21 protein-coding genes are annotated in these 25,889 nt (G+C 52.8%); 20 read left to right on the top strand and 1 reads right to left on the bottom strand.

Annotated elements, in window-relative coordinates:
• Positions 1-94: 94 nt before the first annotated feature.
• The 19 genes from HZS79_RS03695 (at position 95) to HZS79_RS03605 (ending at position 21,851) form a co-directional block, all read left to right on the top strand.
• Positions 95-1,015 (top strand): flagellin N-terminal helical domain-containing protein, encoded by a 921-nt coding sequence (locus HZS79_RS03695; protein ID WP_179927080.1) that lies wholly within the window; start codon positions 95-97, stop codon positions 1,013-1,015.
• 117 nt (positions 1,016-1,132) lie between these two features.
• The gene (locus tag HZS79_RS03690) at positions 1,133-4,627 is read left to right on the top strand and encodes an O-linked N-acetylglucosamine transferase, SPINDLY family protein (protein ID WP_179927079.1); all 3,495 of its coding nucleotides are present in this window, start codon (positions 1,133-1,135) and stop codon (positions 4,625-4,627) included.
• Between the two features lie 382 nt (positions 4,628-5,009).
• Positions 5,010-5,780, top strand: coding sequence for an amino acid ABC transporter substrate-binding protein (locus HZS79_RS03685; protein ID WP_179927078.1), 771 nt, complete (start codon positions 5,010-5,012; stop codon positions 5,778-5,780).
• A 118-nt stretch (positions 5,781-5,898) separates the two neighbouring features.
• Entirely contained in the window at positions 5,899-6,567 is a 669-nt protein-coding gene (locus HZS79_RS03680; RefSeq protein ID WP_162219719.1) for an amino acid ABC transporter permease, read from the top strand.
• Entirely contained in the window at positions 6,564-7,319 is a 756-nt protein-coding gene (locus HZS79_RS03675) for an amino acid ABC transporter ATP-binding protein (RefSeq protein ID WP_162219720.1), read from the top strand. Before HZS79_RS03680 ends, HZS79_RS03675 begins: the two co-directional genes overlap by 4 nt.
• Before the next feature lie 277 nt (positions 7,320-7,596).
• On the top strand, positions 7,597-7,863 hold the full coding sequence (rpsT, locus tag HZS79_RS03670) for a 30S ribosomal protein S20 (RefSeq protein ID WP_009097974.1): 267 nt from the start codon (positions 7,597-7,599) through the stop codon (positions 7,861-7,863).
• A gap of 94 nt (positions 7,864-7,957) precedes the next feature.
• Complete coding sequence (murJ, locus tag HZS79_RS03665) at positions 7,958-9,535, top strand: murein biosynthesis integral membrane protein MurJ (RefSeq protein ID WP_162219721.1); 1,578 nt, start codon at positions 7,958-7,960, stop codon at positions 9,533-9,535.
• Between the two features lie 146 nt (positions 9,536-9,681).
• The gene (gene ribF, locus HZS79_RS03660) at positions 9,682-10,719 is read left to right on the top strand and encodes a bifunctional riboflavin kinase/FAD synthetase (protein WP_162219722.1); all 1,038 of its coding nucleotides are present in this window, start codon (positions 9,682-9,684) and stop codon (positions 10,717-10,719) included.
• Positions 10,720-10,726: 7 nt separating this feature from the next.
• Positions 10,727-13,558, top strand: a complete 2,832-nt coding sequence (ileS, locus tag HZS79_RS03655) for an isoleucine--tRNA ligase (protein WP_179927077.1) — start codon at positions 10,727-10,729, stop codon at positions 13,556-13,558.
• The gene (gene lspA / locus HZS79_RS03650) at positions 13,551-14,099 is read left to right on the top strand and encodes a signal peptidase II (RefSeq protein ID WP_162219724.1); all 549 of its coding nucleotides are present in this window, start codon (positions 13,551-13,553) and stop codon (positions 14,097-14,099) included. Before ileS ends, lspA begins: the two co-directional genes overlap by 8 nt.
• A gap of 77 nt (positions 14,100-14,176) precedes the next feature.
• A complete protein-coding gene (gene fkpB, locus HZS79_RS03645; RefSeq protein ID WP_162219725.1) occupies positions 14,177-14,620 on the top strand; it encodes an FKBP-type peptidyl-prolyl cis-trans isomerase in 444 nt (147 codons plus the stop codon).
• A gap of 62 nt (positions 14,621-14,682) precedes the next feature.
• The gene (ispH, locus tag HZS79_RS03640) at positions 14,683-15,672 is read left to right on the top strand and encodes a 4-hydroxy-3-methylbut-2-enyl diphosphate reductase (RefSeq protein ID WP_179927076.1); all 990 of its coding nucleotides are present in this window, start codon (positions 14,683-14,685) and stop codon (positions 15,670-15,672) included.
• A 63-nt stretch (positions 15,673-15,735) separates the two neighbouring features.
• Positions 15,736-16,137, top strand: coding sequence for a type IV pilin protein (locus HZS79_RS03635; RefSeq protein WP_179927075.1), 402 nt, complete (start codon positions 15,736-15,738; stop codon positions 16,135-16,137).
• The gene (locus HZS79_RS03630) at positions 16,138-16,545 is read left to right on the top strand and encodes a type IV pilus modification PilV family protein (protein WP_179927074.1); all 408 of its coding nucleotides are present in this window, start codon (positions 16,138-16,140) and stop codon (positions 16,543-16,545) included.
• An 11-nt stretch (positions 16,546-16,556) separates the two neighbouring features.
• Entirely contained in the window at positions 16,557-17,018 is a 462-nt protein-coding gene (locus HZS79_RS03625) for a PilW family protein (protein ID WP_162219729.1), read from the top strand.
• 45 nt (positions 17,019-17,063) lie between these two features.
• Entirely contained in the window at positions 17,064-17,558 is a 495-nt protein-coding gene (locus tag HZS79_RS03620; RefSeq protein ID WP_179927073.1) for a pilus assembly PilX family protein, read from the top strand.
• A gap of 49 nt (positions 17,559-17,607) precedes the next feature.
• Complete coding sequence (locus HZS79_RS03615; protein ID WP_179927072.1) at positions 17,608-18,630, top strand: tryptophan--tRNA ligase; 1,023 nt, start codon at positions 17,608-17,610, stop codon at positions 18,628-18,630.
• Positions 18,631-18,767: 137 nt separating this feature from the next.
• On the top strand, positions 18,768-19,979 hold the full coding sequence (locus HZS79_RS03610) for a YeeE/YedE family protein (RefSeq protein ID WP_179927071.1): 1,212 nt from the start codon (positions 18,768-18,770) through the stop codon (positions 19,977-19,979).
• A gap of 192 nt (positions 19,980-20,171) precedes the next feature.
• Complete coding sequence (locus HZS79_RS03605; RefSeq protein WP_179927070.1) at positions 20,172-21,851, top strand: NAD-dependent malic enzyme; 1,680 nt, start codon at positions 20,172-20,174, stop codon at positions 21,849-21,851.
• A 79-nt stretch (positions 21,852-21,930) separates the two neighbouring features.
• Here HZS79_RS03605 and acnA read toward each other — a convergent pair whose 3' ends face one another.
• Positions 21,931-24,663, bottom strand: a complete 2,733-nt coding sequence (gene acnA / locus HZS79_RS03600) for an aconitate hydratase AcnA (protein ID WP_179927069.1) — start codon at positions 24,661-24,663, stop codon at positions 21,931-21,933.
• Between the two features lie 272 nt (positions 24,664-24,935).
• On the opposite strand from acnA, the gene trxB reads away from it, so the two are divergent.
• A complete protein-coding gene (trxB, locus tag HZS79_RS03595; RefSeq protein WP_179927068.1) occupies positions 24,936-25,886 on the top strand; it encodes a thioredoxin-disulfide reductase in 951 nt (316 codons plus the stop codon).
• Positions 25,887-25,889: the final 3 nt, after the last annotated feature.

Genomic DNA, 25,889 nt, shown 5'->3' with positions numbered 1-25,889 from the left:
TTTAAGTATCTCCTCAAATTGCCGTTAATAAATACAACGGCAGCAAGCCGTAAGGCAGGCCGATCAGGCCAGTAACCATATGTAGGAGATTCACATGTCTGTTATCAATACCAACATCACAGCGTTGATTGGCCAAAACAACCTGAAAGGCGCACAAAGCTCGCTACAGCAAGCACAAGAGCGCCTTTCTTCCGGTCTACGTATCAACAACGCTGCCGACGATGCTGCTGGCCAAGCCATTGCTAACCGTATGACCAGCACCGTGACGGGCCTGAACCAAGCGTCGCGCAATGCTAACGACGGTATTTCTTTGGCGCAAACCGCTGAAGGCTCACTGGACCAAATCAACGACAACTTACAGCGTATCCGTGAGCTGACGGTTCAAGCACAAAACGATACCAACACCGCGCAGGACATCGACTCCATCCAGGAAGAAGTCAACGAGCGTTTGGCTGAAATTGACCGAGTAACTGAACAGACTCAGTTCAACGGACGAGACTTGTTCGCGGCCGGTACCGACACTTCTTTCAGTATCCAGGTGGGTGCTAAAGATGGCGAAACTATTTCCATTACAATCGGTAGCGCTCAAGCAGATGGTAGTACTGCAACGGGTGGTGGCTGGAATATGCAAGCAACTACTGGCGGTGGCTTTGTTGCGGCAGGAGATCTCGCAAGCGTTGGCGGCGTAGCTCGCTCGGTTGCTGCGAATGGTTTCGACGTGCTGTCTGCTGACGGCGGCGATAGTGACGCACTTGCAATTCTTGATGCACGTTTGTCAGAAGTCGATAAGCAGCGCAGTAACTTAGGTGCGATGCAGAACCGTTTTGAAACCGCCCTTGATAATATCCAGACAACCTCCACGAATTTGCAAGCAGCCCGTTCGCGGATTGAAGATGCAGACTACGCGGTAGAGGTTTCTAACCTGACTCGCGCGCAGATCCTTGAGCAGGCGGGTACCTCTATCCTGGCTCAGGCGAACCAGAGCCCACAGAGCGTTCTTTCTCTGCTTCAGTAAGTTAGTTTTAAACCTAAAGAACCCGGGCTTAGGCTCGGGTTTTTATCGTTTGTAGAAAGCACGAAGTAAGTATAGTGGTCAGAAACTATTCATAGATTCGTTCGGGCAAAGAGCACCATGGCTAAGAAAAAAGCACGTCAGAAAACAAATATGTCTTCCCAGTCAAGAAAAAGCCATGGCCTTGCCTTAGGAGTGCCTAGAAAAGAGGTAGATGCTTTTATGGCACTCTATAACACTAGGCAACTGCCACAAGCTCAGCAGGCGGCCCAGCAAATGACAGAGCGCCATCCTGAAAGTGCATTTGCCTGGAAAGCGCTTGGTACGGCGTTGCTGGAAGCTGGTGATGTTTCTGCTGCATTAGACCCACTCTTGAGATCCTACGAGTTTAACGCTGAGGATGCATTAACGCTCACTAGCCTTGCGGCTGTCTATTACCGGCAAGGAGAAGAGCAGCAAGCCATCAAGTATCAACTGGAAGCCGTTGCCATTCAGCCTGAGTATGGCCCAGCGCTGTATCGTTTGGCAGAAATGCTACAGGGCGCTGGGCAGCACTCTAAAGCGCTTGAATATGCCCAAAAATCGCTGAAGTTTGGTTATGATGAGTTAAGGGCACGTTTGCTAATCGGGGCTTTGCAATACCAGACAAAGTACTTCAGTAAGGCGCTTGATAACTATTTGTTGTTAGATAAAAAGTTTCCAAGAAATCCTTCTGTATATAATAATCTGGGTAATTTATATAAAGACCTAGGCGAGTACGACAAAGCAGCAAGGTACTACCAAAAAGCCTTAAGCGAGAAGCCAGACTTTGTAATGGCCTACTCTAATATTTTCTTTGCTAAGCATTACGACCCGTCTGTTACACAAAAAGAAATAATTGATTTCGCGAAAGGTTGGGATGATCAGTTTGCTTTGCTTCCACTGGGAGCATCAAAAGTTGAGAAGAGAGCAGATAAATTTCTTAGGGTCGGATTAATATCTTCTGGGTTTAGAACGCACCCCGTTGGCCAGATGATTGCTTCCGCTTTAGAGTGTAGCCGGTCTGATATTCACTTCTATGCATACTCAACCAATGACGTTAACGATCAAATTACAAAAAAAATTCGCAATGCTTGCAAGCAATGGAAACAAGTTCGTCACTTAAGTCAAGAAGCGATAGCGGAACAGATTCGAAATGATGACATAGATATTCTTATTGACCTCTCCGGCCATGGTGATGGTAGCTGCTTGCAAGCTATTTCCATGCGACCAGCACCTCTATGTATTAAATGGGTTGGGGGGCTTGTAAATACCATGGGGCTTGAGTCTATTGACTATCTATTGTCGGATAGTATCGAAACCCCGGAAGGAGTAGATGACCAGTATACTGAGAAGTTAATCCGTTTGCCGGATGATTATATTTGTTATACACCCTGCGCTTATGCACCGAACATAACCTCTCTTCCTGCACTTAAGAATCGCTATATTACTCTGGGCTGTTTAAATAACGCTGCCAAAATTAGTGCGCAACTTCTCGGTGAGTGGGCCGCCTTAATGCACCAGTTACCGCAAAGCCGATTGCTTTTGCGGGGTGCTCAGTATGAAAGCGCTGATTTCTGTCAACGTATTTGGGATGAAATGGCCCAGCATGGCATAGAGCAAGAGCGCATTATGCTGGAAGGGCCTATCAATCATAAGGACTTTATTGGTACATACCAGCGAATAGATATCGCTTTAGATACGTGGCCCTACTCGGGTGGCCTAACCACTTGTGAGGCTATGCTAATGGGGGTGCCAGTAGTAACGCTGCCTGGGCCCACCTTTGCGGGCCGCCACAGTGCCACTCACTTAATCAATGCTGGTTTACAGGAGTTAGTCACCAGTAGCTGGGATGAGTACCGCCAGCGTGTGATTGAACTCGCCAATGATCTACCCAACCTAGCCGTTATTCGTGCAGGTTTGCGGACTATTTTGCACTACTCCCCAGTTTGCGATGCACCAAGATTTGCTAGCCATTTCAATAATGCCCTCCGTGCCATTTGGGTTCGCCATTGCGAAGATAAAGCACCAGAGGCTCTTACCTTCAATAAAGAGGGCGAGATGTGGTTTGCTGATGAAGATGAATTATTCGAGTTACCTGAAGTAAGCAGTGAGCAGCCTGAGGATAAAGGAGCATTCGAATGGCGTTTTGATGAGCCAATTACCATACTTGATAACGCTGCTGTGTTACCACGCCACTCGGATTACCCCAAATGGATGGCGAGCGGCAAACTAGCCGTTATCAGCTTCGACCCGGCCTGCCTACTCAATAAAAAAGTGGAAGCACTTAAAGAGTACGGAGAGCTGCATCACTATCCCCATGCTCTACTAGGTGACGGCCAGCCTGCCACGCTTTATGCCACATTAGATGCGGAAAAAGGCAGTACGCTAAAACGACTGCCAGAGACTCAACAGCCAGAGCAGCAGCGTGAAAAGTGCAAAGTGCTAGCTGAGCTGCCAATTAATACCGTAGCGCTGGATAGTATCGAAGGCCTGTCCAACGTAGATATGCTGGTGTTAGATGACCTGCATGACGCTATGAAAATTCTTGAAGGTGGTGAGTGCTCCCTTAAAGATACGCTATTGATACAGGTGAAGGTTGCCTTCCAACCAACCCATGAGCGCCAGCCAAACCTGGCTGAGCTTCAGCATTGGATGGCTCGCCACGGCTTTCGCTTCTACTGTTTCAATAATGAGCAACATCAATGCCACTTCTCAGAGAGTGTGCCTGAGGAACTGCGCCAAGCCACAGAGCTAGTCAGTGCTGACGCAATTTTTCTACCTAGCTATAAGCGGATGGTTGAGTTAAGCGAAGATCAGCGAGTTAAACTAGCTTTTCTATTGCACACGGTGCATAGCATCAAGGATATGGCGTATGGCTTGTTGGCACTAATTGATAAGACGAAAGCAGATAAATATTTACTTGAAGACGGGGTGGTGAAAGAAAAAGCATATATAAAAACAGGAGTCCCTGCGGCTGAAAAGATAGAGGGTTCCACTGAAGAGAGCCCACAAGAGCTTCCACTGCCTGATGCGCCTTTTATGTCGGCTAATGAGCGAAGTTTGTTTAAGAAAAGCTTGAAAAAAGCAAAGTGCTACTTTGAGTTTGGGGCGGGCGGCTCCACTGTGTGGGCAGTTAAAGAAGGTCTGACAGTGAAAGGTGTTGAAAGCGATGCCAAGTGGGTAAACGCGTTGAAAAATAAACTAGGAGAGAAATGTCAGGTCGAAGCTGTCGATATTGGCCTAACCAAGGAGTGGGGGTTCCCAGTGTCGATGCAAGCGTCTGATAAGTTTCCAGCATACAGTAACGCGATACACCATCATAAAAATGAATTTGACCTCATCTTAGTGGATGGTCGTTTTCGGGTTGCTTGTACCATGTCAGCTATCCAGCATATTTTGACGTACTCAGATAACCCCTCAGAATCTCGTATATTCATTCACGATTTCTGGAATCGGCCTCATTATCATGTTGTATTGCAGTTTTTGGAGTCAGTTGAGAAGGTGGAAACAGCAGGGCTTTTCAAACTCTCTGAAAATATTAGTGAAGAGCAGCTTACTTCTACATGGCAGGAGTATTTCAAGCAGCCACAATAATCACTGAACCTCACCATTTTGCTCATTTAGTAGTCGCCAGAAACCATTTCGGAGATGTGGCTTCTGGCCAAGACAAGCGTGTTGCGGGTGAATCGTTAAACGACCACTGCTTAATGACGATACCTAAGTCATGCTGAGCATATTGCAATCTTGGCTGGGTAGCTTGAGCGATCGCGATAGCCAAGGATGGCTTGTGATTTTGTCATCGCCACATAGCACCGCTGGTTGATTTTAAATTCCAAAAAACACTAATAAATCTGTTTATTATTTCTTTTTTGCTGGTATCTTGACGCCATTGTACTGGTGGGTGTTCGACGAACGTCGTAACCAGTGTCCGTGCTTAACGCAGGGGGGCTTAGGTACCCCAAAGAGGAAAATGAATATGGCGAATGTAAGCCGTTGGAAAAAAGCTTTTGCTGTTCTTTCGCTTAGCGTTGTGGGCGGTGTGATGTCTGCCACTGCCCAGGCTGATACGCTGCGCGTTGGCATGTCCGGTGGTTATTTCCCCTTCACGTATGTTGAGCGTAACGAGCTGAAAGGCTTTGAAGTCGATGTGATGAACGCCGTTGGGGAAGTGACTGGTGATGAGATTGAGTTCGTGACAGCAAGCTTCTCTGGCTTGGCGGGCATGTTGGAGTCGGGTCGTATTGATACCATTGCCAACCAGATTACGATTACCGATGAGCGCAAAGCGAAGTACGCCTTCACCGAGCCGTATGTTTACGATGGTGCCCAGGTTGTTGTGCGGGCAGGTAATGACACCATTCTCGGTGTTGAAGATTTATCTGGCAAAAGCGTTGCGGTGAACCTGGGCTCTAACTACGAGCAGCTGCTGCGTGAGCAGCCTAATGCCGATGAGATCGATATTCGTACCTACGAATCCAACGTCGAGCAGGATGTGGCGCTTGGCCGTATCGATGCATTTGTGATGGACCGGGTTAGCGCAAGCCAGGTGATCAGCGAGCGCGGTTTGCCCCTTTCATTGGCGGGTCAGCCGTTCACAACCATCGAAAACGCGCTGCCGTTCCGTGATGATGAAGTAGGCCGTGCCCAGCGCGACCGTGTAGGTGCCGCCCTGGAAACGCTGCGTGAAAACGGCACGTTAGGTGAAATATCGCAAAAATGGTTTGATACTGATATCACCCAGCCATAATTGCGGCGCTTCCCCCTAATTAACGGCTAACTGTTGACTACGGTCGTGGCAATGCCTCGGCCGTTTTACTTATCGAGACTAGGCTAGCGTTGGAATAACAGCTGAATTTGGAATAACCATGCTAAATGTGGAGTATATGTGGGACCTGTTGCCGGTCCTGCTGAGCTATTTGCCGTTAACGCTGCAGATGGCGAGTATCGCCATGGTGTTTGCGCTGATCATTGCCTGTCTGTTGGCAGTCGTTCGGGTTTCAAAGGTGCCGGTACTAAATGGTGCGGCGCTGCTGTTTATCTCGTTTTTTCGCGGAACGCCGCTGCTGGTGCAGCTATTCCTGTTCTATTACGGCTTGCCTCAACTGATTAACGCACTCATTTCCATCAACGGGGTGACCGCCGCGGTGCTTGGTTTGACGCTACACTTTTCGGCGTACATGGCGGAATCCATTCGCGCAGCGATTGTGGGGATTGACCGCAGCCAGACCGAAGCGGCGCTGTCGATCGGTATGACCCAGTCTCAACTGATGCAGCGGATAATTCTGCCCCAGGCGACCCGTGTGGCCACGCCGACGCTGATGAACTACTACATCGATATGATTAAGGCGACCTCGCTGGCGTTTACCCTTGGCGTGACCGAAATGATGGGCGCTACCCAGAAAGAGGCCTCGGGAAGCTTTCTCTATCTGGAGGCGTTTTTGATGGTCGCGTTGATTTACTGGGTGGTCGTGGAGGTGCTCTCTTGGGGGCAGCGCCGTCTGGAAACGCATTTAAATAAGGCGTACCAGCGATGATCACTCTTGAGTCTGTTAGCAAGCGTTTTGGCCAGCAGCCGGTATTTACGGACGTTGATTTGCACCTGGAGCAGGGTGAGATCATTGTCATCATTGGTCCTTCAGGTACCGGTAAATCAACCCTGTTGCGTTGTATTAATTTTTTGGAGCGCCCAGAGGCGGGGCACATCACAGTAGGCGATTTACGGGTAGATGCGCGACGTGCCAGTCGCGCCGATATTCTGGCGCTGCGCCGACGAACCGCCTTTGTGTTTCAGAACTACGGGCTGTTTGCCAACAAAACGGCGTTGGAAAATATCAGCGAAGGCATGATTGTCGTGGATAAATTGCCCAAAGCTCAGGCATACGCTCGGGCAAGGGAGATTCTAGAGCGCATTGGCTTGGCCGATAAGGCAGATGCTTATCCGGCATCGCTTTCTGGTGGTCAACAGCAGCGAGTAGGCATTGGGCGTGCGATGGCCGCGAATGCCGATGTGATTCTGTTTGACGAGCCGACCTCATCGCTGGACCCGCAATGGGTGGAAGAGGTGCTGGGCTTAATGAAGCAGCTCGCCGCCGAGCAGCAAACCATGATTGTGGTGACCCACGAAATGCAGTTTGCCAGAGACGTCGCCGACCGTGTGGTGTTTATGGATGAGGGGCAAATTGTCGAGCAAGGGCCGCCCGAAGCGCTGTTCACCAACCCTCAAGATGAGCGTACGCGACGTTTTCTGCGCAAAATTCTGGCACCAACGGGACAGGCACTGCCTTAATGGGTAAGTGGTGATGCGCGCGGGAAAAGCATTGACAAGCGCTAGTAAGCCCGCTTAACGCGTGATAGACTACGCCATCCTCTCAGACAAGACCCGTGAGCGGGCAGATTTTGAACTGCTCGCTACACCATTTGGCAGCGTTTTAATCGCTTCCAAATCAATCGGTTGTTGTAGAAAGATATGACGGAAATGTCGTGATTTGGCAAATGCCAGCCGACAAACACATAGTAAATTCGTTGCCGTTTATAGGCAGCCCTTATTCTCCAAGGAGATACCTGTGGCGAACAGCAAGCAAGCACGCAAGCGCGCCCGCCAGGCCGAGACTCGTCGCGTCCTGAAAGCCAGCCAGCGCAGCATGGTCCGCACCTACATCAAGCGTGTGATCAAAGCGATCAACACCGGCGACCATGGCAAGGCAATGGAAGAGTTCAAAGTTATGCAGCCGGTTGTTGACCGTATTGCTGACAAAGACGTTCTTTCCAAGAAGAAAGCTGCACGTCTGAAAAGTCGCTTGAACAAGCGCATTAAGGCTCTGGCGGCGTAAGTCGGCAGGCGCCATAAAAAAAACCGGCTGCGGCCGGTTTTTTTGTGTCTACACATCGCCTGTGGCGATGCACTGTGAGCTTATGGATTGAGTCATGACCACGAATACGCCGCCGCAAGCCAATATGTCCCCCCCGCGTCGTGGCCTGATGCGCTCTGGGTTAGTGGTCAGCGCCATGACCATGCTGTCGCGGGTGATGGGGTTGGTGCGCGATGTAGTGGTAGCCACCTTTTTGGGGGCAGGCAATGGCGCTGATGCATTTTTCGTCGCGTTTAAAATCCCCAACTTCTTACGCCGCTTGTTTGCCGAAGGAGCCTTTAACCAGGCTTTTGTGCCGGTGCTTTCCGAATACTCAACCCAGCGCAGTAAGCAGGAAATTCGCGAGCTGCTGAATGCGGTGGCGGGGAGTTTAACGGCCATATTAGCGCTAATCACTGCGTTTGCCATGCTGGGAGCCCCTTGGTTGGTGTGGGTGTTTGCCCCTGGTTTTGGGCGCGATCCCGAAAAGCTGGCTATGACCGCCGACATGCTACGCCTGACATTTCCCTATTTGCTGCTGATTTCATTAACGGCATTTGCAGGCAGCGTGTTGAATACCTGGAATCGTTTCGCGGTGCCAGCTTTTACACCAGTGTTGTTGAACCTTTCGCTGATTGGTGCGGCGTTGCTGCTGATGCCATTGATGGAAGAGCCCGCCATGGCGTTGGCCTGGGGGGTGTTGATTGCAGGCGCGGCTCAGCTGGTCTTCCAGGTGCCGTTTTTGCTACGCCTGGGTTTGCTGCCGACTCCGTGGCCTAACTTTGCCCACGAAGGGGTGAAGCGCATTTTGAAATTGATGGCTCCGGCGCTATTTGGAGTGTCGGTGTCGCAAATCAATCTGCTGTTAGATACGGTGTTGGCCTCTTTGTTGGTGGCGGGCAGTGTATCGTGGCTTTACTACTCCGATAGGCTGGTTGAACTACCCCTGGGAGTGTTTGGTGTGGCGATTGGTACGATTATTTTGCCTGCGCTCTCTAAGCGGCATGCGGAACAATCAAACGAACATTTTGCGGCAATGCTGGATTGGGCGGTTCGCGTGGTGCTGTTGTTAGGCGTGCCCGCCGCGCTGGCACTGGCGGTGCTAGCCGAGCCATTTTTGATTACCCTGTTTCATTACGGGGCGATGACCGATCATGATATTCAGATGGCTGCCATGAGTTTGCGGGCGTACGCCTTTGGGCTGGTAGCTTTTATGTTGATCAAGGTGTTAGCGCCGGGCTTCTTTGCTCGTCAGGACACTAAAACGCCGGTGAAAGTAGGCATTATCGCCATGGTGGCTAACATGGTGTTCAACCTGCTGTTAGTTTGGCCGTTGGCCCATGCAGGCTTGGCACTGGCGACCGCGCTGTCGGCATTTTTAAATGCAGGGCTGTTGGGTTACTTGCTTTACCGTCAGAAGGTCCTGGTTTTTCAGCCAGGGTGGGGGCGCTACGCAGTGCAGCTAGTAGGCGGTAGCGCGTTGATGAGCGTTGCGCTTTATATTGCTTCTCCTGAATGGCACGCATGGCTTGAGTTTGAGCTATGGCAGCGTATTCGCTGGGTGGCAGGGCTAGTAGTGCTGGGGGGCGGGCTTTACTTTATCTGGCTAACAGCGCTTGGCCTACGGTTGCGCCACTTTAAGATGAATAGCTAATGCGGAACAATGCATCGTTAGGTGAAAGGGAAGGTAACGCCAGGGCGAAGGTAATCTTCACCTGCACCTGAACAGCGCGTTCGTTATAATCAAACGCTTTTAAACGGCAAACGCTTTTAAAAAAGGCTTTTAAAAAAAGAGGTGCCATGCACGTCATACGAGGTCTGCACAATCTGACAGCGGCTCATCGTGGCTGCGTTGCTACTATCGGTAATTTCGATGGGGTGCATCGCGGCCATCAGGCGATTCTGGAGCAATGCCGTGAGCATTCGGCGCGCCTGAACGCCCCGCTGACCGTGGTGGTGTTTGAACCTCAGCCCCGGGAGTTCTTCGCCGGTGACCAAGCACCGCCGCGGCTTACTCGCCTGCGCGAGAAAGTGCGTCTGTTGCGTGATCATGGTGCTGAACAGGTGCTGTGCCTGCCGTTCAACGATACCTTGCGCAGCCTGACCGGCCGCGAGTTTATTGATCAGGTGTTGATTGAGGGCTTGGGCGTGAAGCATCTGGTAGTCGGGGATGACTTCCGCTTTGGCTGCGACCGCCTTGGCGACTTCAACCTGCTGGAAGCCGTTGGGCGCGACCACCACTTTGGCGTTGAGCATACGCGCACCTTCAAGTTGGATGACGAGCGGGTATCGAGCACGCGGGTACGTACCTTGCTGGCAAGCGGCAACTTTGATGCCGTCGCGCGCTTGCTTGGCAGGCCTTATTCGTTGCATGGCCGCGTGGTACGTGACCAGCAGCTAGGGCGCACGATAGGTGTGCCCACCGCTAACCTTCCACTATTGCCTCAGCCACTAACGCTACGTGGTGTGTTTGCCGTCGTCGCCGAACTAGCTAGCGGGCAGCGTTACCCCGCTGTCGCGAATGTCGGCTTTCGGCCCACCGTGGGGGCTGAGCGGCCCACGCTGGAAGTTCATCTATTAGAATTTTCAGGCGACCTTTATGGTCAGCGACTGACGGTGTACCCCTGTGCACGGCTGCGGGGGGAAGTGAAGTTTGACGATCTTGAAGCGTTAAAAACGCAAATTGAACACGACCAGGCCAGGGCGCGACGTTATTTCGCGGCCGCGGATGCTGGTTGCATGAATTCTCTTCCGCTGGCCTCGGCCCCGCTTGGGCGTGAGACCGCTTCTTCTGATTTCTCTTCGGCGGATGACGCCGCCGATGCTAACGACGGCTGACCGGACTATGGATTATAAGCACACGCTAAACTTGCCAGAAACCGACTTTCCCATGCGCGGCATGCTGCCGAAGCAGGAGCCAGGGCGCGTTTCAAAGTGGCAGGATATGAACCTGTATCAGCGCCTGCGCGACACTCGCGCGGGCGCTCCGCTGTTTGTTCTGCATGATGGCCCTCCCTATGCCAACGGCAGCATCCATATCGGTCACGCCCTCAATAAAATCCTTAAAGACATTATTGTTAAGTCAAAGAATCTGGCGGGGTTTGATGCCCCTTACGTGCCAGGCTGGGATTGCCATGGTCTGCCGATTGAACACAAGGTAGAAACCACCCACGGTAAACACTTGGCTGCGGATAAAGCCCGCGAGCTTTGCCGTGACTATGCCGGTGCTCAGATTGAAACCCAGCTAGCGGACTTTGTGCGCCTGGGTATCATCGGTGACTGGGATCATCCGTACCGCACGATGGATTACGCCAATGAAGCGGGCGAAATCCGTGCGCTGGCAGAAATGGTTGCTGCGGGCTATGTGTTCAAAGGTTTAAAGCCGGTTAACTGGTGCTTTGATTGTGGCTCGGCCCTGGCAGAGGCGGAAGTCGAATACGCCGATAAAAAATCCGACGCCATCGACGTGGCTTTCCCAGTAGAAGATGCCGACAAGCTAGCAGCGGCCTTTGGCCTAGGCGAATTGCCCAAGCCGGCGGCCGTCGTTATCTGGACCACCACGCCCTGGACGATTCCCGCCAACCAGGCGCTGAACGTTCACCCTGAGTTTACCTACGCGCTGGTGGATACCGGAGAACGCCTGCTACTGCTCGCAGAAGAGTTGGTGGAGAGCTGTCTAGAGCGGTTTGGACTGACGGGCAGTGTCATCGCCACCACCCAAGGTACGTCGCTGGATCTAATCAATTTCCGTCATCCGTTCTATGACCGTCTCTCGCCGGTGTATCTGGCGGACTACGTTGAGTCTGAAGTAGGTAGCACCGGCATTGTTCACTCCGCGCCTTCCTATGGGGTGGACGACTTTAATACCTGCCGTGCTTACGGGATGAGCTTTGATGACATGCTTAACCCCGTGCAAGGTAACGGTGTTTATATTGATGACTTGCCATTCTTCGGCGGTCAGATGATCTGGAAAGCCAACCCGCATATCGTCGAGAAGCTGCGTGAGGTCAATGCGCTGATGGCGCACACGCCCATCACGCACAGCTATATGCACTGCTGGCGTCATAAAACGCCAGTCATTTACCGTGCCACTGCCCAATGGTTTGTGGGTATGGATATTAAGGGTAAGGAAGGCAAAACTCTGCGCGAGCGGGCCTTGGAAGGCATCGAGGCCACCGAATTCACGCCTGCCTGGGGAAAGGCGCGTTTGCATAGTATGATCGCCAATCGTCCGGATTGGTGTATCTCTCGCCAGCGTAACTGGGGCGTGCCGATTCCGTTCTTCCTACATAAGCAAACCGGTGAGTTGCACCCCAATACGGTTGAGCTGATGGAAGAGGCGGCTAAGCGTGTTGAGCAAGACGGCATTGAAGCATGGTTTAAACTCGACCCTGCTGAGCTGTTGGGGGAGGAAGCCGCTGAGTACGACAAAGTCACCGATACATTGGATGTCTGGTTTGACTCAGGTACCACGCACCGCCACGTGCTGCGTGGTTCACATCCCTATGGTCATGAAAGTGGCCCGCGTGCTGACTTGTACCTGGAAGGCTCAGATCAACACCGTGGCTGGTTCCACTCATCGCTGTTAACCGGTTCAGCGATTGACGGACATGCACCATATCGTCAGCTGCTGACCCATGGCTTTACTGTGGACTCACAGGGGCGCAAGCAGTCCAAGTCGCTGGGTAACGTGGTCGCGCCGCAAAGCGTAATGGATAAACTGGGTGCTGATATTCTACGCCTGTGGGTCGCGTCTACCGACTACTCCGGTGAAATGGCGGTTTCTGATGAAATCTTGAAGCGTACCGCCGATGTGTATCGTCGTATCCGTAACACCGCACGCTTTTTGCTTTCCAACTTGAATGGCTTTGATCCGGCGAAAGATCAGGTAGCCTTTGGTGATATGCTGGCGCTAGATCAGTGGGTGGTTGACCGTGCGGCACAGCTTCAAGGGCGTATCGAAAAAGCTTATGAAGAGTACCGTTTCCTGGATGTTTACCAGCAGGTTCATGGTTTCTGCGCACGGGAATTAGGTGGCTTCTACCTGGATGTCATCAAAGACCGCCAGTACACCACTCAAACAGACTCTCTGGCTCGTCGCAGCGCGCAAACCGCGCTTTACCATGTGGTCGAAGCGCTGAGCCGTTGGGTTGCACCGATTCTGTCGTTTACCGCCGAAGAGATTTACGATCACATTCCTGGCGAGCGTGGCGACAGCGTACTGTTGGAAACTTACTACACTGGGCTTGGAACCTTAGATGATGATGCTGAATTAGGCCGCGCCTTCTGGGAACAAGTGCTGGAAGTGAAACACTCGGTGAATAAGTGCCTGGAAGATGCCCGTAATGCCAAAGTCATCAAAGGTAGCCTGGCAGCCGAGGTCACGCTTTACGTCAGCGATGAGCTGAACGCCACGCTTTCCAAGTTAGGCGACGAGCTGCGCTTCGTCATGCTCACCAGTGAAGTGCATTTAGCACCGCTTGCTGATGGCGCTAACGCGGAAAGCACCGAGCTTGATGGCCTGAAAGTGGCGGTTAGCGGAAGCGAACACCAGAAGTGCGAGCGCTGTTGGCACCACCGTGCTGATGTAGGCACCCATGCTGAGCACCCAGATCTATGTGGTCGCTGTATCAGTAACCTGCCTAAAGGCAGCGGTGAGATTCGCTACTATGCCTAGTACTGTGTCAACCACCAACGATCCAAACCAGCGGCCGCCCATGCGGCGGCCGCTGCGCTGGCTGTGGCTGGCGGTGGCGGTCATCGTGTTGGATTTGCTGACTAAGTACATGGCCAGCCATTTTTTGAATTATGCTCAGCCCGTGGAAGTGCTGCCGTTTTTCAACCTGACGCTGCTGCATAACCCTGGTGCTGCGTTTAGCTTTTTAGCCAGTCATCCCGGCTGGCAACGCTGGTTTTTTGCCACTGTTGCCGTGGGGGCCAGCATTGGTTTGACCATCTGGCTTTCCCGCTTGAAGGCTGATGAAAAACTACTGGCCGTTGCGCTGCCGCTGATTATTGGCGGTGCCCTGGGCAATCTCTATGACCGCTTGGTACATGGCTACGTGGTGGACTTTTTATCGTTCCACGCCGCTGGCTGGTATTACCCTGCCTTTAATGTAGCGGATATCGGTATTACGCTGGGGGCAGTAGGCTTGATTTGGGAGTCGATAGTAGGTGATCGGCGCCGCAAGAAAGCCGCGCTACAGCAGCGTGATTGAATTAGCCATCGTTTGAACGGGCCATCGTTTGAACCAGCGATAGTTTGAACGAGCCATAGAGTGACGAGTGAGGAACCATGGATTACCTAATTGATGATGGTATGGAAATTACCCTGCACTTCACGCTGAAGCTGGAAGACGGCACGGTAGTAGACTCCACCAAAGAGAAAGCCCCTGCCACGTTCCAGTATGGCGATGGCAACTTGCCTCCTGGCTTTGAACACCCGATTAAAGGCATGGCATCTGGTCAGAGTGGATCGTTTCAGATTACCCCTGAGCACTCGTTTGGTCAGCACAATCCGCAAAACATCCAAACCCTCAAGCGCACCGATTTTGGTGACGAGGAGCCAGAGATTGGCATGGTGATGTCATTTGCCGATAAAGCGGGAACGGAATTGCCTGGCGTGGTCAAAACCATTGACGGAGACCGTGTGGAAGTTGATTTTAATCATCCACTGGCGGGTCGTACGCTAACGTTTGAAGTCGATGTGTTGAACGTGACACCAATCACCAAGCACTAACGTCAGACTTTCAAAATCTAGCTTTCATTTATTGAGCGATGCTGTCGCATCAAGGCGCTTTTATGCAGTCATCAGAGTCATCTCAGCCAACCCAACCCGTACAGATCAAGCTGGCGAACCCGCGTGGTTTTTGTGCTGGCGTGGATCGCGCGATCGATATTGTTAACCGCGCGCTGGATGTCTTCGGCCCGCCGATCTACGTGCGTCACGAGGTGGTTCACAACCGCTTTGTGGTAGAAACCCTGCGTGAGCGGGGCGCGGTGTTCGTTGAAGAGCTCCATGAAGTGCCGGATGATGTGATCGTGATTTTCTCGGCTCACGGCGTTTCCCGCGCGGTGCAATTAGATGCAGAGCAGCGTGGCCTCAAAGTGTTTGATGCTACCTGCCCGCTGGTGACCAAAGTGCATATGGAAGTGCTGCGCTACGCCAAGCGTGGTCAAGAGTGCATTCTGATTGGTCATGAAGGTCACCCAGAAGTAGAGGGCACCATGGGGCGTTACGATACCTCCCATGGTGGCCAGATCTATTTGGTCGAGGATGAGCAGGATGTCGCCAAGCTGGTCGTCAATGACCCATCAACGCTGGCGTTTGTGACCCAAACCACGCTCTCGATGGATGACACCGCCAAGGTGATCGACGCACTGCGGGAAAAATTTCCGGAGATCCAGGGGCCGCGTAAAGACGATATTTGCTATGCCACTCAAAACCGTCAGGATGCGGTTCGAGAGCTGGCGGCAGACAGCGGCTTGGTGCTGGTTGTGGGCAGTCCTAATAGTTCCAACTCCAACCGTCTGCGCGAGCTTTCCGAACGAATGGGCACGCCCGCCTATTTAATCGATAATGCCGATCAAATCAAGCCAGCATGGCTTGAGGGCGTTAGCCGTATTGGCGTAACGGCGGGAGCCAGTGCACCGGAAGTGTTGGTGAAAGGTGTTATCGAAAAACTGCAGGCGCTAGGGGCAGAAGCACCCGTTGAGCTGCAGGGGCGTGAGGAAAACATCACCTTTTCTATGCCGAAAGAACTGCGTGAACAGGTGATCGTCAGCGGCTGATGCAATGCGTATGAGTTTGCGACATACTGAAGGTATGGGCTGACTGATACAGGAGTGCGCTCAGTGCCTTCACCTGTTACTTATCGTGCTGGTCGCCAGGAGGCTCGCCAGCACGGTTTTACGCTGATCGAAATGCTGGTGACGGTTGCAATTATCGGTGTCATTGCAGCAGTTGCCTACCCCAGCTACACCCGCCACGTCGAACGTTCTCTACGCACTGATGCTCATGCTGGCCTTCTGCAGGCAGCTACCGAGCTTGAACGCTGTTACTCGCGGCACTTCGCCTATACGAATTGCTCTATCACTGCGACTTCCCCTGAAGGCCACTATACGATTACTGTCGCTGATGGTAGCGATGGCGATGGCGGTTTTCTACTGACCGCTGCAACGACACAAACGGATGGCTGTACCAGTGATCTTCACGTTACTGCACGGGGAGAGCGTCTGCCCGAGGCGTGCTGGTAAATGCGCAGGCAGCGCGGTTTTACATTAATTGAGGCGCTGGTTGCGCTAGTGATTTTAGCGTTTGGGTTGCTGGGCGTGGCGGCCATACAGGTAAAAGCACTGCAAAGCGCCAGCGCTGGCTATACACAGTCGCTGGCGAACGTCGCGGCGGTAGATGCCCAAGAGCGACTATGGGCAGCGCTATCTCTACCGTATGGCTGCGAAAGCATCCCGTTAGCCACGATTGAATCCGCATGGTATAGCCACTGGTTTGAGGGCCAGTCGGCAGCGCTTGGCTATGCCCAGGGGCAAGGGAGCCATATCGATCGTCAAGGCTGCCGGTTTGAGATTGTTGTGCAGCTGAGTGCCGAGCCTAATCAACCTCATGACACCTTTCATTACGTGTTCCAACTTCCCAGCCAACCGTAACGGTAAATGCCATGGACGTGCAGCGCGGATTTACGCTAACAGAGTTATTAGTCGCCCTTGTCGTTGGCATGGTGGTTATTTTGGGTGCTGGGCAGCTGTTCTTGAGCACGTTTCATACCTTTCAGCAGGTGGATACATTGGGTCGTCACCAGGAGACGCTTCTTTATGCCACCACCACGGTCACTGACACTATTCGCAAGCAGGGCGCTACTGACTCCAGCGGAGCGCCTTTGTTTAGGCTTCAGTGCGTGGTGATTGACTCAGGCTGCCGCTGCACGGTTCAAGATATGCAGGCTGCACAGCCTCTAGCCACCTTTGACTATTCAGCAGGCGCTGGCTGCGAGCGAGACGAGCCGCTTGGTGTGCCCGCCGCCGAGGGGGTTAGCGTGGTGTCGCTTCCCTTAGGTCGACAAGGAGGAAATGTCGATTTTCATGTTACCCATCGAGCAGCTGTTCTACAGGCTGGAGGTTAAGCAAGCTGTAATAAATGCTTGGTCTGCGGTGAGCAAGGAGGCGGTATGCAGCCTATAAAGAGGCCCCAAGAGCAAGGCGCTGCGTTAGTGATTGTGATGGTGCTGTTGGCGAGTTCGTTGATGATCGGCGTTATCGGTGTGCAGTCCGCGCTTGTAGAGGAACGTTTAGCAAGCAATTACCGCGCTGCGACGCTAGCGCAAATGCGCGCTGAAATAGCGGCGTCACAGGCAGTGGCGTCGTTCAGTGGGCTGGCGTGGGGAAGCAGCAGTCACTCCATCAATAATGACCAAACTCTCCGCTGGGAGGATATTGTGAAACACCCGTTAACCACGGTGCTGGGCAGTGACTGCCCGAAGAATAGCTGCCTGTATATCCCCGTTAAACGAGACGGGCAGGCCTGGGTGATGGCGCTCGGCGTGGTTATTGCTGCTGACAACACGGACGGCGAAACGCTACTGGCGCAGAGCTTGCCGATTTTTGTTCGGGTAAAAGGGGAAGAGGAAAGCGACGAGACAAAGGCGGCGGTGGTTTGGCATTGAGTGTACAATGACTTACCTTTTTTGACCTTTATCCAGCTGGATCCACACTATGAGTCAGACAGCCAAAACCCGCGTGCTGACCGGGATTACCACGACCGGAACGCCACATCTTGGTAACTATGTGGGTGCTATTAAGCCTGCCATTGCGGCAAGCCAAGACCCCAACGTACAGTCGTTCTACTTTCTTGCTGACTACCACGCGCTTATCAAGTGCCAAGACCCGAAACGTGTACAAGAGTCGCGCTTGGAAATTGCCGCCACATGGCTTGCGCTAGGGCTAGATACCGATAACGCCATTTTTTATCGTCAGTCGGATATTGCTGAAATTCCCGAATTAATGTGGATGCTGTCTTGCGTGTGCGCTAAAGGTTTGATGAACCGCGCCCATGCTTACAAAGCAGCGGTCGCTGAAAATGAAGAGGCGGGTGACCAGGACCCCGATAAAGGCGTCACCATGGGGTTGTTCGGTTACCCCGTGTTAATGGCCGCCGACATCTTAATGTTTAACGCCAATAAAGTGCCGGTAGGGCGCGACCAGATTCAGCACATTGAAATGGCTCGTGATATCGCTGGGCGTTTCAACCACCTGTTTAAAGGCCAGTACTTTGCTCAGCCCGAAGCCGTTGTGGATGAAAAAGGGGAAGTGCTGAAGGGACTGGACGGTCGCAAAATGTCCAAAAGCTACAACAATACAATCCCGCTTTTCTCTAGCGAGAAAAAGCTGCAGAAGCTGGTGCGTAAAATCAAAACCAACTCACTGGAACCCGGTGAGCCTAAAGATCCAGACACCTGCACGCTGTTCCAGATATTCTCAGCGTTTGCCAGCAATGAGGAGGCCGCTGCACTACGCGAGCAGTACGTGGCAGGCATCGGCTGGGGCGACGCTAAGAACCACGTGTTTGATTACTTGAATACGCACTTAAGCGCACCCCGCGAGCGTTATATCGCGCTCATGGAAGACCCGGCGCATATTGAAGCAGTGCTTCAGAAAGGTGCCGAACGCGCAAGGGAAGAGGCCGCCATTACCATGGATCGGCTACGTTCCGCGGTAGGCTTGGGGCGCTTTGTTTAATATCTCTTAAAGATATAAATACTGCTAAATAAAGAATTTCCAGCGTTCTGCAGCCAGCGTTAGGCTTAACATTATCGTCCAACTCAGCCAAGCGCCTGTTTCTAACAGGCGCTTTTGGCGTTGCTAAAAGGTGAACTATGGCGACTTCCTCTACGGCAGCACCGTTAAACTATCGAGTACCGGTTCTGGCTACTGCAGCCATTGTGCTGGGGGCGCTTGTGATTGGCGTGGTGTTTGGTGCCAATATTGGTCTGCTGATGATTGTTGGGGGCTTGCTGGGGATGGTGCTCTACCATGCGGCGTTTGGTTTTACCGCTGCGTGGCGGGTATTTATTACTGAGCGTCGCGGTCGTGGTTTGCGCGCCCAAATGGTGATGTTAGCTATCGCTGTTGTACTGTTTTTCCCTGCGTTAGGGGCGGGCACGCTGTTTGGTACAGATGTGCATGGCTTTGTCTCTCCGATTGGTATCTCGGTACTCGTTGGGGCATTTATGTTCGGTATTGGGATGCAACTGGGTGGCGGCTGTGCATCGGGCACGCTATTTACAGCGGGGGGCGGTAATGCACGGATGTTGATTACGCTGCTGTTCTTTATTATCGGTTCGTTGATTGGCTCTGCGCATTTTGCCTGGTGGCAGAATTTACCCGCTTTCCAGCCTGTTTCATTGGTGAACGTGGCGGGGGTTGGCGGTGGCATTGGAATCAGTCTGGTGCTCTTTGCAGCGATTGCAGTGTTTACGGTGATTATGGAGAAGCGCCGCCATGGTCATTTGGAGCAGTCGCCGATGATTGATAAACCGGGTGCAGAGCGTTGGTTGACAGGGCCATGGCCGTTAATTGCTGGTGCTGTGGCGCTAGCGCTACTGAATTTTGCTACGTTAGCGCTGGCTGGCCGCCCTTGGGGAATTACCGCAGCGTTTGCGCTATGGGGGGCGAAAGGGTTTGAGCTAGTAGGTGGTGACGTTAGCCAGTGGGGATATTGGCAAGCGCCAGGCAATGCAGCCGCGTTAGAAGCCAGTGTATGGAGTGATATCACCACGGTGATGAATGTTGGCATTATGCTGGGTGCGCTTGCTGCAGCAAGTGTGGCGGGGCGTTTTGCACCTAATTTCCGTATCCCGCTTAAATCTGTACTGGCGGCAGTGATTGGCGGTCTTATGCTTGGCTATGGCGCGCGTTTGGCGTTTGGCTGCAACATTGGGGCCTACTTCGGTGGTATTGCTTCGGGCAGCCTGCATGGCTGGGTATGGTTGGTGGCAGCCTTCGCCGGCAATATGCTGGGGGTCAAGCTTCGTCCATTCTTTTTTGCTGGTGTTGAAGGTCGCAAGCCAGTGGCAAAAACCTGTTAAGAGTCGCCCACGTTATCTGTGAATTTAGGCTAGCGTATCTTTTTCAGCGCCTTGGTATTTGCCAAGGTGCTTTTTTGTCCATTATGTATGTCTCTCCCACCTTTTCGTGCTGCATGTTACATTACCGATAAACACCGCCAATGCCCATCGTTGCTGCATTGCAGCAGTAACAGAGAGAAAAAGAGAGTGCCTATGTCCACAACCAGTAAACGCCCCTTATATATTCCATATTCAGGTCCTTCTCTGCTTGAAATGCCGCTATTGAACAAAGGCAGTGCGTTTACTTTAGAGGAGCGGCTGGCTTTTAATCTGATGGGGTTGCTACCGCAAAACGTTGAGACCATTGATGACCAGCTAGCGCGAGCATATCGCCAGTATCAGCAGTGCCATAATGACTTGGAGCGCCACATTCACCTGCGCGCTATCCAGGACGATAATGAAACGCTCTATTTTCGTTTGGTCTCCCAGCATCTTGAAGAGATGCTGCCAATTATTTATACCCCTACGGTCGGGCAGGCATGCCAGGAGTTTTCCAATATTTACCGCAATCACCGAGGGCTGTTTATCAGCTATCCGGATCGTGAGCATATGGAAGATATTCTGCGTAGCGCTACCAAAGACAACGTTAAGGTGATTGTTGTCACCGATGGTGAGCGTATTCTGGGGTTGGGTGACCAGGGTATCGGTGGTATGGGGATCCCTATTGGTAAATTGGCGCTGTACACCGCTTGCGGTGGCATTAGCCCAGCGCATACGTTGCCGATTATGATTGACGTTGGTACTAATAATCAGGCGTTGCTGGATGATCCGATGTATATGGGTTGGCGTCATGAACGGGTCAGCCAGGAAGAGTACGATGCGTTTATGGCGGAGTTTATTACCGCAGTAAAACGCCGTTGGCCGAATGTTCTGCTCCAGTTTGAAGATTTTGCCCAAGCCAATGCGGTGCCGCTGTTAGAGCGTTACCGTAATGATTTGTGCTGCTTTAACGATGATGTCCAAGGAACCGCATCGGTTGTGGTGGGTACTTTGATGGCGGCGTGCCAGGCGCGTCAGGAAAGTATTAACCAGCAGCGGGTGGTGTTTGTCGGTGGCGGTTCGGCAGGGTGTGGTATTGCGGAACAGGTGGTGGTGGCCATGCAGGCAGAGGGGCTTACCGAAAGCGAAGCTCGGGCGCGGATATTCATCGTTGACCGAGATGGTTTGATGACCACTGATCAGTCTTGGCAACGGGATTTCCAGCGGCGCTTGGCTCACGATCCTGAGCTGGTCGCTAACTGGAATGGCCAAGGGCTTGAAGAGACCATTGCCCAGATGAAGCCAACGATACTGATTGGCGTGTGCGGTAAGCGGGGGATTTTCACCGAACAAGTGGTGCGCACGATGCATGCAGGCTGCGAGTACCCGGTGATTATGCCGCTCTCCAATCCGACCTCTCAGGCGGAAGCCGTTCCTGAAGATGTAATCCGCTGGACAGATGGCCAAGCTCTGGTGGCGACCGGCAGCCCCTTTGCTCCGGTGGTGCATAACGGCCGAACCTATCCGATTGCCCAATGCAATAACGCCTATATTTTCCCTGGCATTGGCCTGGGGGTGATTGCGGCTAATGCCAGTCGTGTCACCGATGAAATGCTCATGAGTGCCTCTCGGGCACTGGCACGTGAAGCGCCACTGGTAAAAGAAGGCAAGGGGGCACTGTTGCCGCCGTTGTCACGGATTCGTGACATTAGTAAGTCGATTGCGTTTGAGGTGGCTGCCCAGGCTCAGCACAATGGGGTGGCGCTGAAAACCAGTGGTACGGAACTACGTGAACGAATTGAGAAGGCGTGCTGGTCGCCGGAGTATCGTACCTACCGTCGCAGGGCTTTCTAATTTAATAGTTGCTAAGTTTAAGCGCAAAAAAAAGCCCCCACCGAGGTGGGGGCGATGCAAGCATTGGTAGGTTTTACCTTTAAGCTGCGCCGATCATTTTGCGCAGCACGTAGTGAAGGATACCACCGTGGCGGTAGTAAGCCAGCTCATTGACGGTATCAATTCTGCACTTGGCCTCAACGGTACGCTCGCCATCATTGTTTTTAATGACAATTTGTACGGTGCCGCCTGGACTCAAGTCGCTTAAACCAGCGATCGATACTTCTTCGTCACCTGTCAGACCAAGGGTTTCACGGCTTTCACCTTCGGGGAACTGCAGCGGCACCACGCCCATCCCAATCAGGTTAGAGCGGTGGATACGTTCGTATGACTCGGCAATAACCGCGCGCACGCCCAGTAAACGGGTGCCTTTGGCTGCCCAATCCCGTGAAGAGCCGGTGCCATACTCTTTACCGGCAATCACCACCAAGGGGGTGCCTTCCTCTTTATATTTCATGGCGGCATCGTAAATCGCCATCTGCTCGCCGCTGGGAACGTGGCGGGTTTCGCCACCCACGACACCGTCGAGCATTTCGTTTTTAATGCGCACGTTAGCGAAGGTACCGCGCATCATCACTTCGTGGTTGCCTCGGCGTGAGCCGTAGGAGTTGAAGTCGACGGGTTTCACGCCGTGCTCCTGCAGATAGCGACCAGCAGGGCTGTCAGGCTTGATAGAGCCAGCAGGAGAAATATGGTCGGTAGTCACCGAGTCGCCCAGCATGGCTAACACGCGAGCATTTTTAACATCTTCGATGGCGTCCGGCTCACGCTCCATGCCTTCGAAAAACGGCGGGTGCTGAATGTAGGTAGATTCAGGCCACTGATAAACCTTACTTTCAGGGACGTTGATTGCTTTCCAGGTCTCGTCACCTTCAAACACCGCGCCATACTCTTTGCGGAACATCTCGGTGTTGACCTGTTCGACCGCACTGGCGATGTCTGCCTGAGAAGGCCAAATATCTTTGAGATAAACAGGGTTGCCGTCGCTGTCCTGGCCGAGTGGGTCGGACGTTAAGTTGCACTGAACGTTACCGGCTAGCGCATAGGCCACCACCAAGGGCGGTGAGGCGAGCCAGTTTGTTTTTACCAGCGGGTGCACGCGGCCTTCAAAGTTACGGTTGCCTGAAAGCACTGAAGCGACGGCTAGGTCGCCCTCATTGACGGCTTTTTCAATCTCATCAGGAAGCGGCCCGGAGTTGCCGATACACGTCGTGCAGCCATAGCCCACTAGATTAAAGCCCAGCGCATTCAAGTCATCGCTTAGGTTGGCGGCTGCCAAGTAGTCGGTTACCACCTTTGAGCCTGGGGCAAGCGAGGTCTTCACCCAAGGCTTGGTGGTGAGTCCTTTTTGGCGAGCATTACGGGCCAGCAGGCCGGCTGCCATCATGACGCTGGGGTTGGACGTGTTGGTACACGAGGTAATAGCCGCGATGACCACCGCGCCTGGGTCGAGGCTGAAGTCCTTATCGTTCAACTTAACGGCTTGGCTGGTGTCATGCTTAAAGCTACGCTCAACCCCCACCGCGGTTTGGCCGCCTTCCGAAGAGAGCTGACCCTTTGCGGTTGAGTCTGCGCTGGTGTCCTCTTGCATGAACTTATTAAAGGCGGCTGCCATATCCTTCAGCGCCACACGGTCTTGGGGGCGTTTAGGGCCTGCAAGGCTAGCTTCTACCTCATTCATATCGAGGCTGAGGGAGTCTGTAAAAATTGGCTCGTCGCCAGGCTCTCGCCACAATCCCTGCGCTTTGCTGTACGCCTCTACCAAGGCAATTTGTTCATCTTCACGACCGGTCAGGCGTAGGTAGTTAAGCGTTTCATCGTCTACCGGGAAAAAGCCGCAGGTAGCGCCATATTCCGGTGCCATATTGGCAATAGTGGCACGGTCGGCCAATGGCAAATCTTTTAGACCATCCCCATAGAACTCGACAAACTTACCCACCACGCCTTTTTTACGCAGCATTTCAGTGACGGTGAGCACGAGATCAGTGGCGGTAATACCCTCACGCAGCTTGCCATTAAGCTTGAAGCCTACGACTTCCGGAATCAGCATCGAGACCGGCTGGCCAAGCATGGCGGCTTCCGCTTCGATACCGCCGACGCCCCAGCCAAGTACACCCAGGCCGTTGATCATGGTGGTATGGGAGTCGGTGCCGACCAAGGTGTCTGGGTAGGCAAAGGTCTGCCCATCCTGCTCTTTCGTCCACACGGTGCGCCCTAGGTACTCTAGGTTGACCTGGTGGCAAATGCCGGTGCCAGGCGGCACAACGCTAAAGTTGTCGAACGCTTGCTGGCCCCAGCGTAGAAATTCGTAGCGCTCACCATTGCGCTGCATTTCGATATCGACGTTCTCTTGAAACGCGGCGGCGTTGCCGAATTTGTCGACCATCACCGAGTGGTCGATAACGAGATCAACGGGGGACAGCGGGTTAATACGTGCGGGATCTTCGCCTAGCTTTTCAACGGCGGCGCGCATAGAGGCAAGGTCGACAACGCCCGGGACGCCAGTGAAGTCTTGCATGAGGACGCGGGCAGGGCGATAGCCGATCTCACGGCTCGATTTGCCCTCTTTTTGCCAGTCAACGAGCGCTTGTATGTCCGCTTGCTCGACACTTTCGTCATCACCAAAGCGCAGTTGGTTTTCGAGTAGAATTTTGAGCGTCTTGGGTAGCCGGTCAATGTTACCGAGCGCATCGGCGGCTTTTGGCAGGCTGTAGTAATGATACGTCTGGTTGCCCACTTCTAGGGTAGTGAGCGTATCGGGTATCTTGCCCATTGTTTTCTCCTCTGATTGCTTGGCCTTGAGCGAATCGCTAGTCGCAGCTCGCTAATTGCAATTCACTAGGCGCGACGGTCACTGCTTTTCTTAAATGTGGCTTATCCCCAGTATGGCTTATCTTGTTAATAGCACATGGGTGTTTCTCCCCCGGCTTTCAAGGCGTCTTCGCCTAATAGCGAAGGCGAACCCTTGTAATTGCTTGTACTTGACGCCATTTCAGGCAGACTCTCTTGCAACGATATCTGCTCAATTGTGACAAAGGTGGTGTCATGGAAACGCGTCATGAACGTTTGATTATTCTTGGTTCCGGCCCTGCGGGGTATACGGCAGCAGTGTATGCAGCACGTGCTAATTTAAAGCCGCTGCTGATTACTGGGTTGCAGGCAGGTGGCCAATTGACCACTACAACGGATGTTGATAACTGGCCCGGTGATGCCGAGGGTGTGCAGGGGCCGGAGCTGATGGAGCGTATGAAGCAGCATGCTGAGCGCTTTAATACCGAAGTGCTGTTTGACCATATCCATGAGGTCAGCTTAGGTGAAAAGCCGTACACCTTAAAAGGGGATAGCGGAATTTACACCTGTGATGCGCTGATTATTGCCACTGGTGCCAGCGCACGTTACCTAGGCCTGCCGACCGAGCAGCAGTTTATGGGCCAAGGGGTGTCTGCTTGCGCGACCTGCGATGGCTTTTTCTATCGCAACCAGGAAGTGATTGTGGTGGGGGGCGGTAATACTGCTGTTGAGGAAGCGTTGTATCTCTCAAATATCGCTTCTAAGGTCACCCTGGTACACCGTCGCGATACGTTACGTGCCGAAAAAATCCTGCAGGACAAGCTGTTCGAAAAAGTCGACGCTGGCAAAATTGCTCTTGAATGGTTCTATGAAGTGGACGAGGTGCTGGGCGATAACACTGGTGTCACTGGTGTGCGCGTTAAATCCACTAAAGATGGTTCCACCAAAGAGATTCATGCGCCTGGGTTGTTCATCGCGATCGGTCATAGCCCTAACACGGGGATTTTTGAAGGTCAGTTGGACATGAACGGCGGTTATATCAAGGTGAAATCAGGCCTGGAAGGCAATGCAACCGCCACCAGCGTGCCAGGGGTCTTCGCCTGTGGCGATGTGATGGATCATATTTATCGCCAAGCGATTACTTCTGCCGGCAGTGGCTGCATGGCAGCGCTAGATGCTGAGCGCTACCTGGATGGCATTGCTTGAGTT

This window comes from Vreelandella zhaodongensis (assembly GCF_013415115.1).
Classification (GTDB): domain Bacteria; phylum Pseudomonadota; class Gammaproteobacteria; order Pseudomonadales; family Halomonadaceae; genus Vreelandella; species Vreelandella zhaodongensis.
This window is presented reverse-complemented; position numbering and strand designations above follow the sequence as displayed.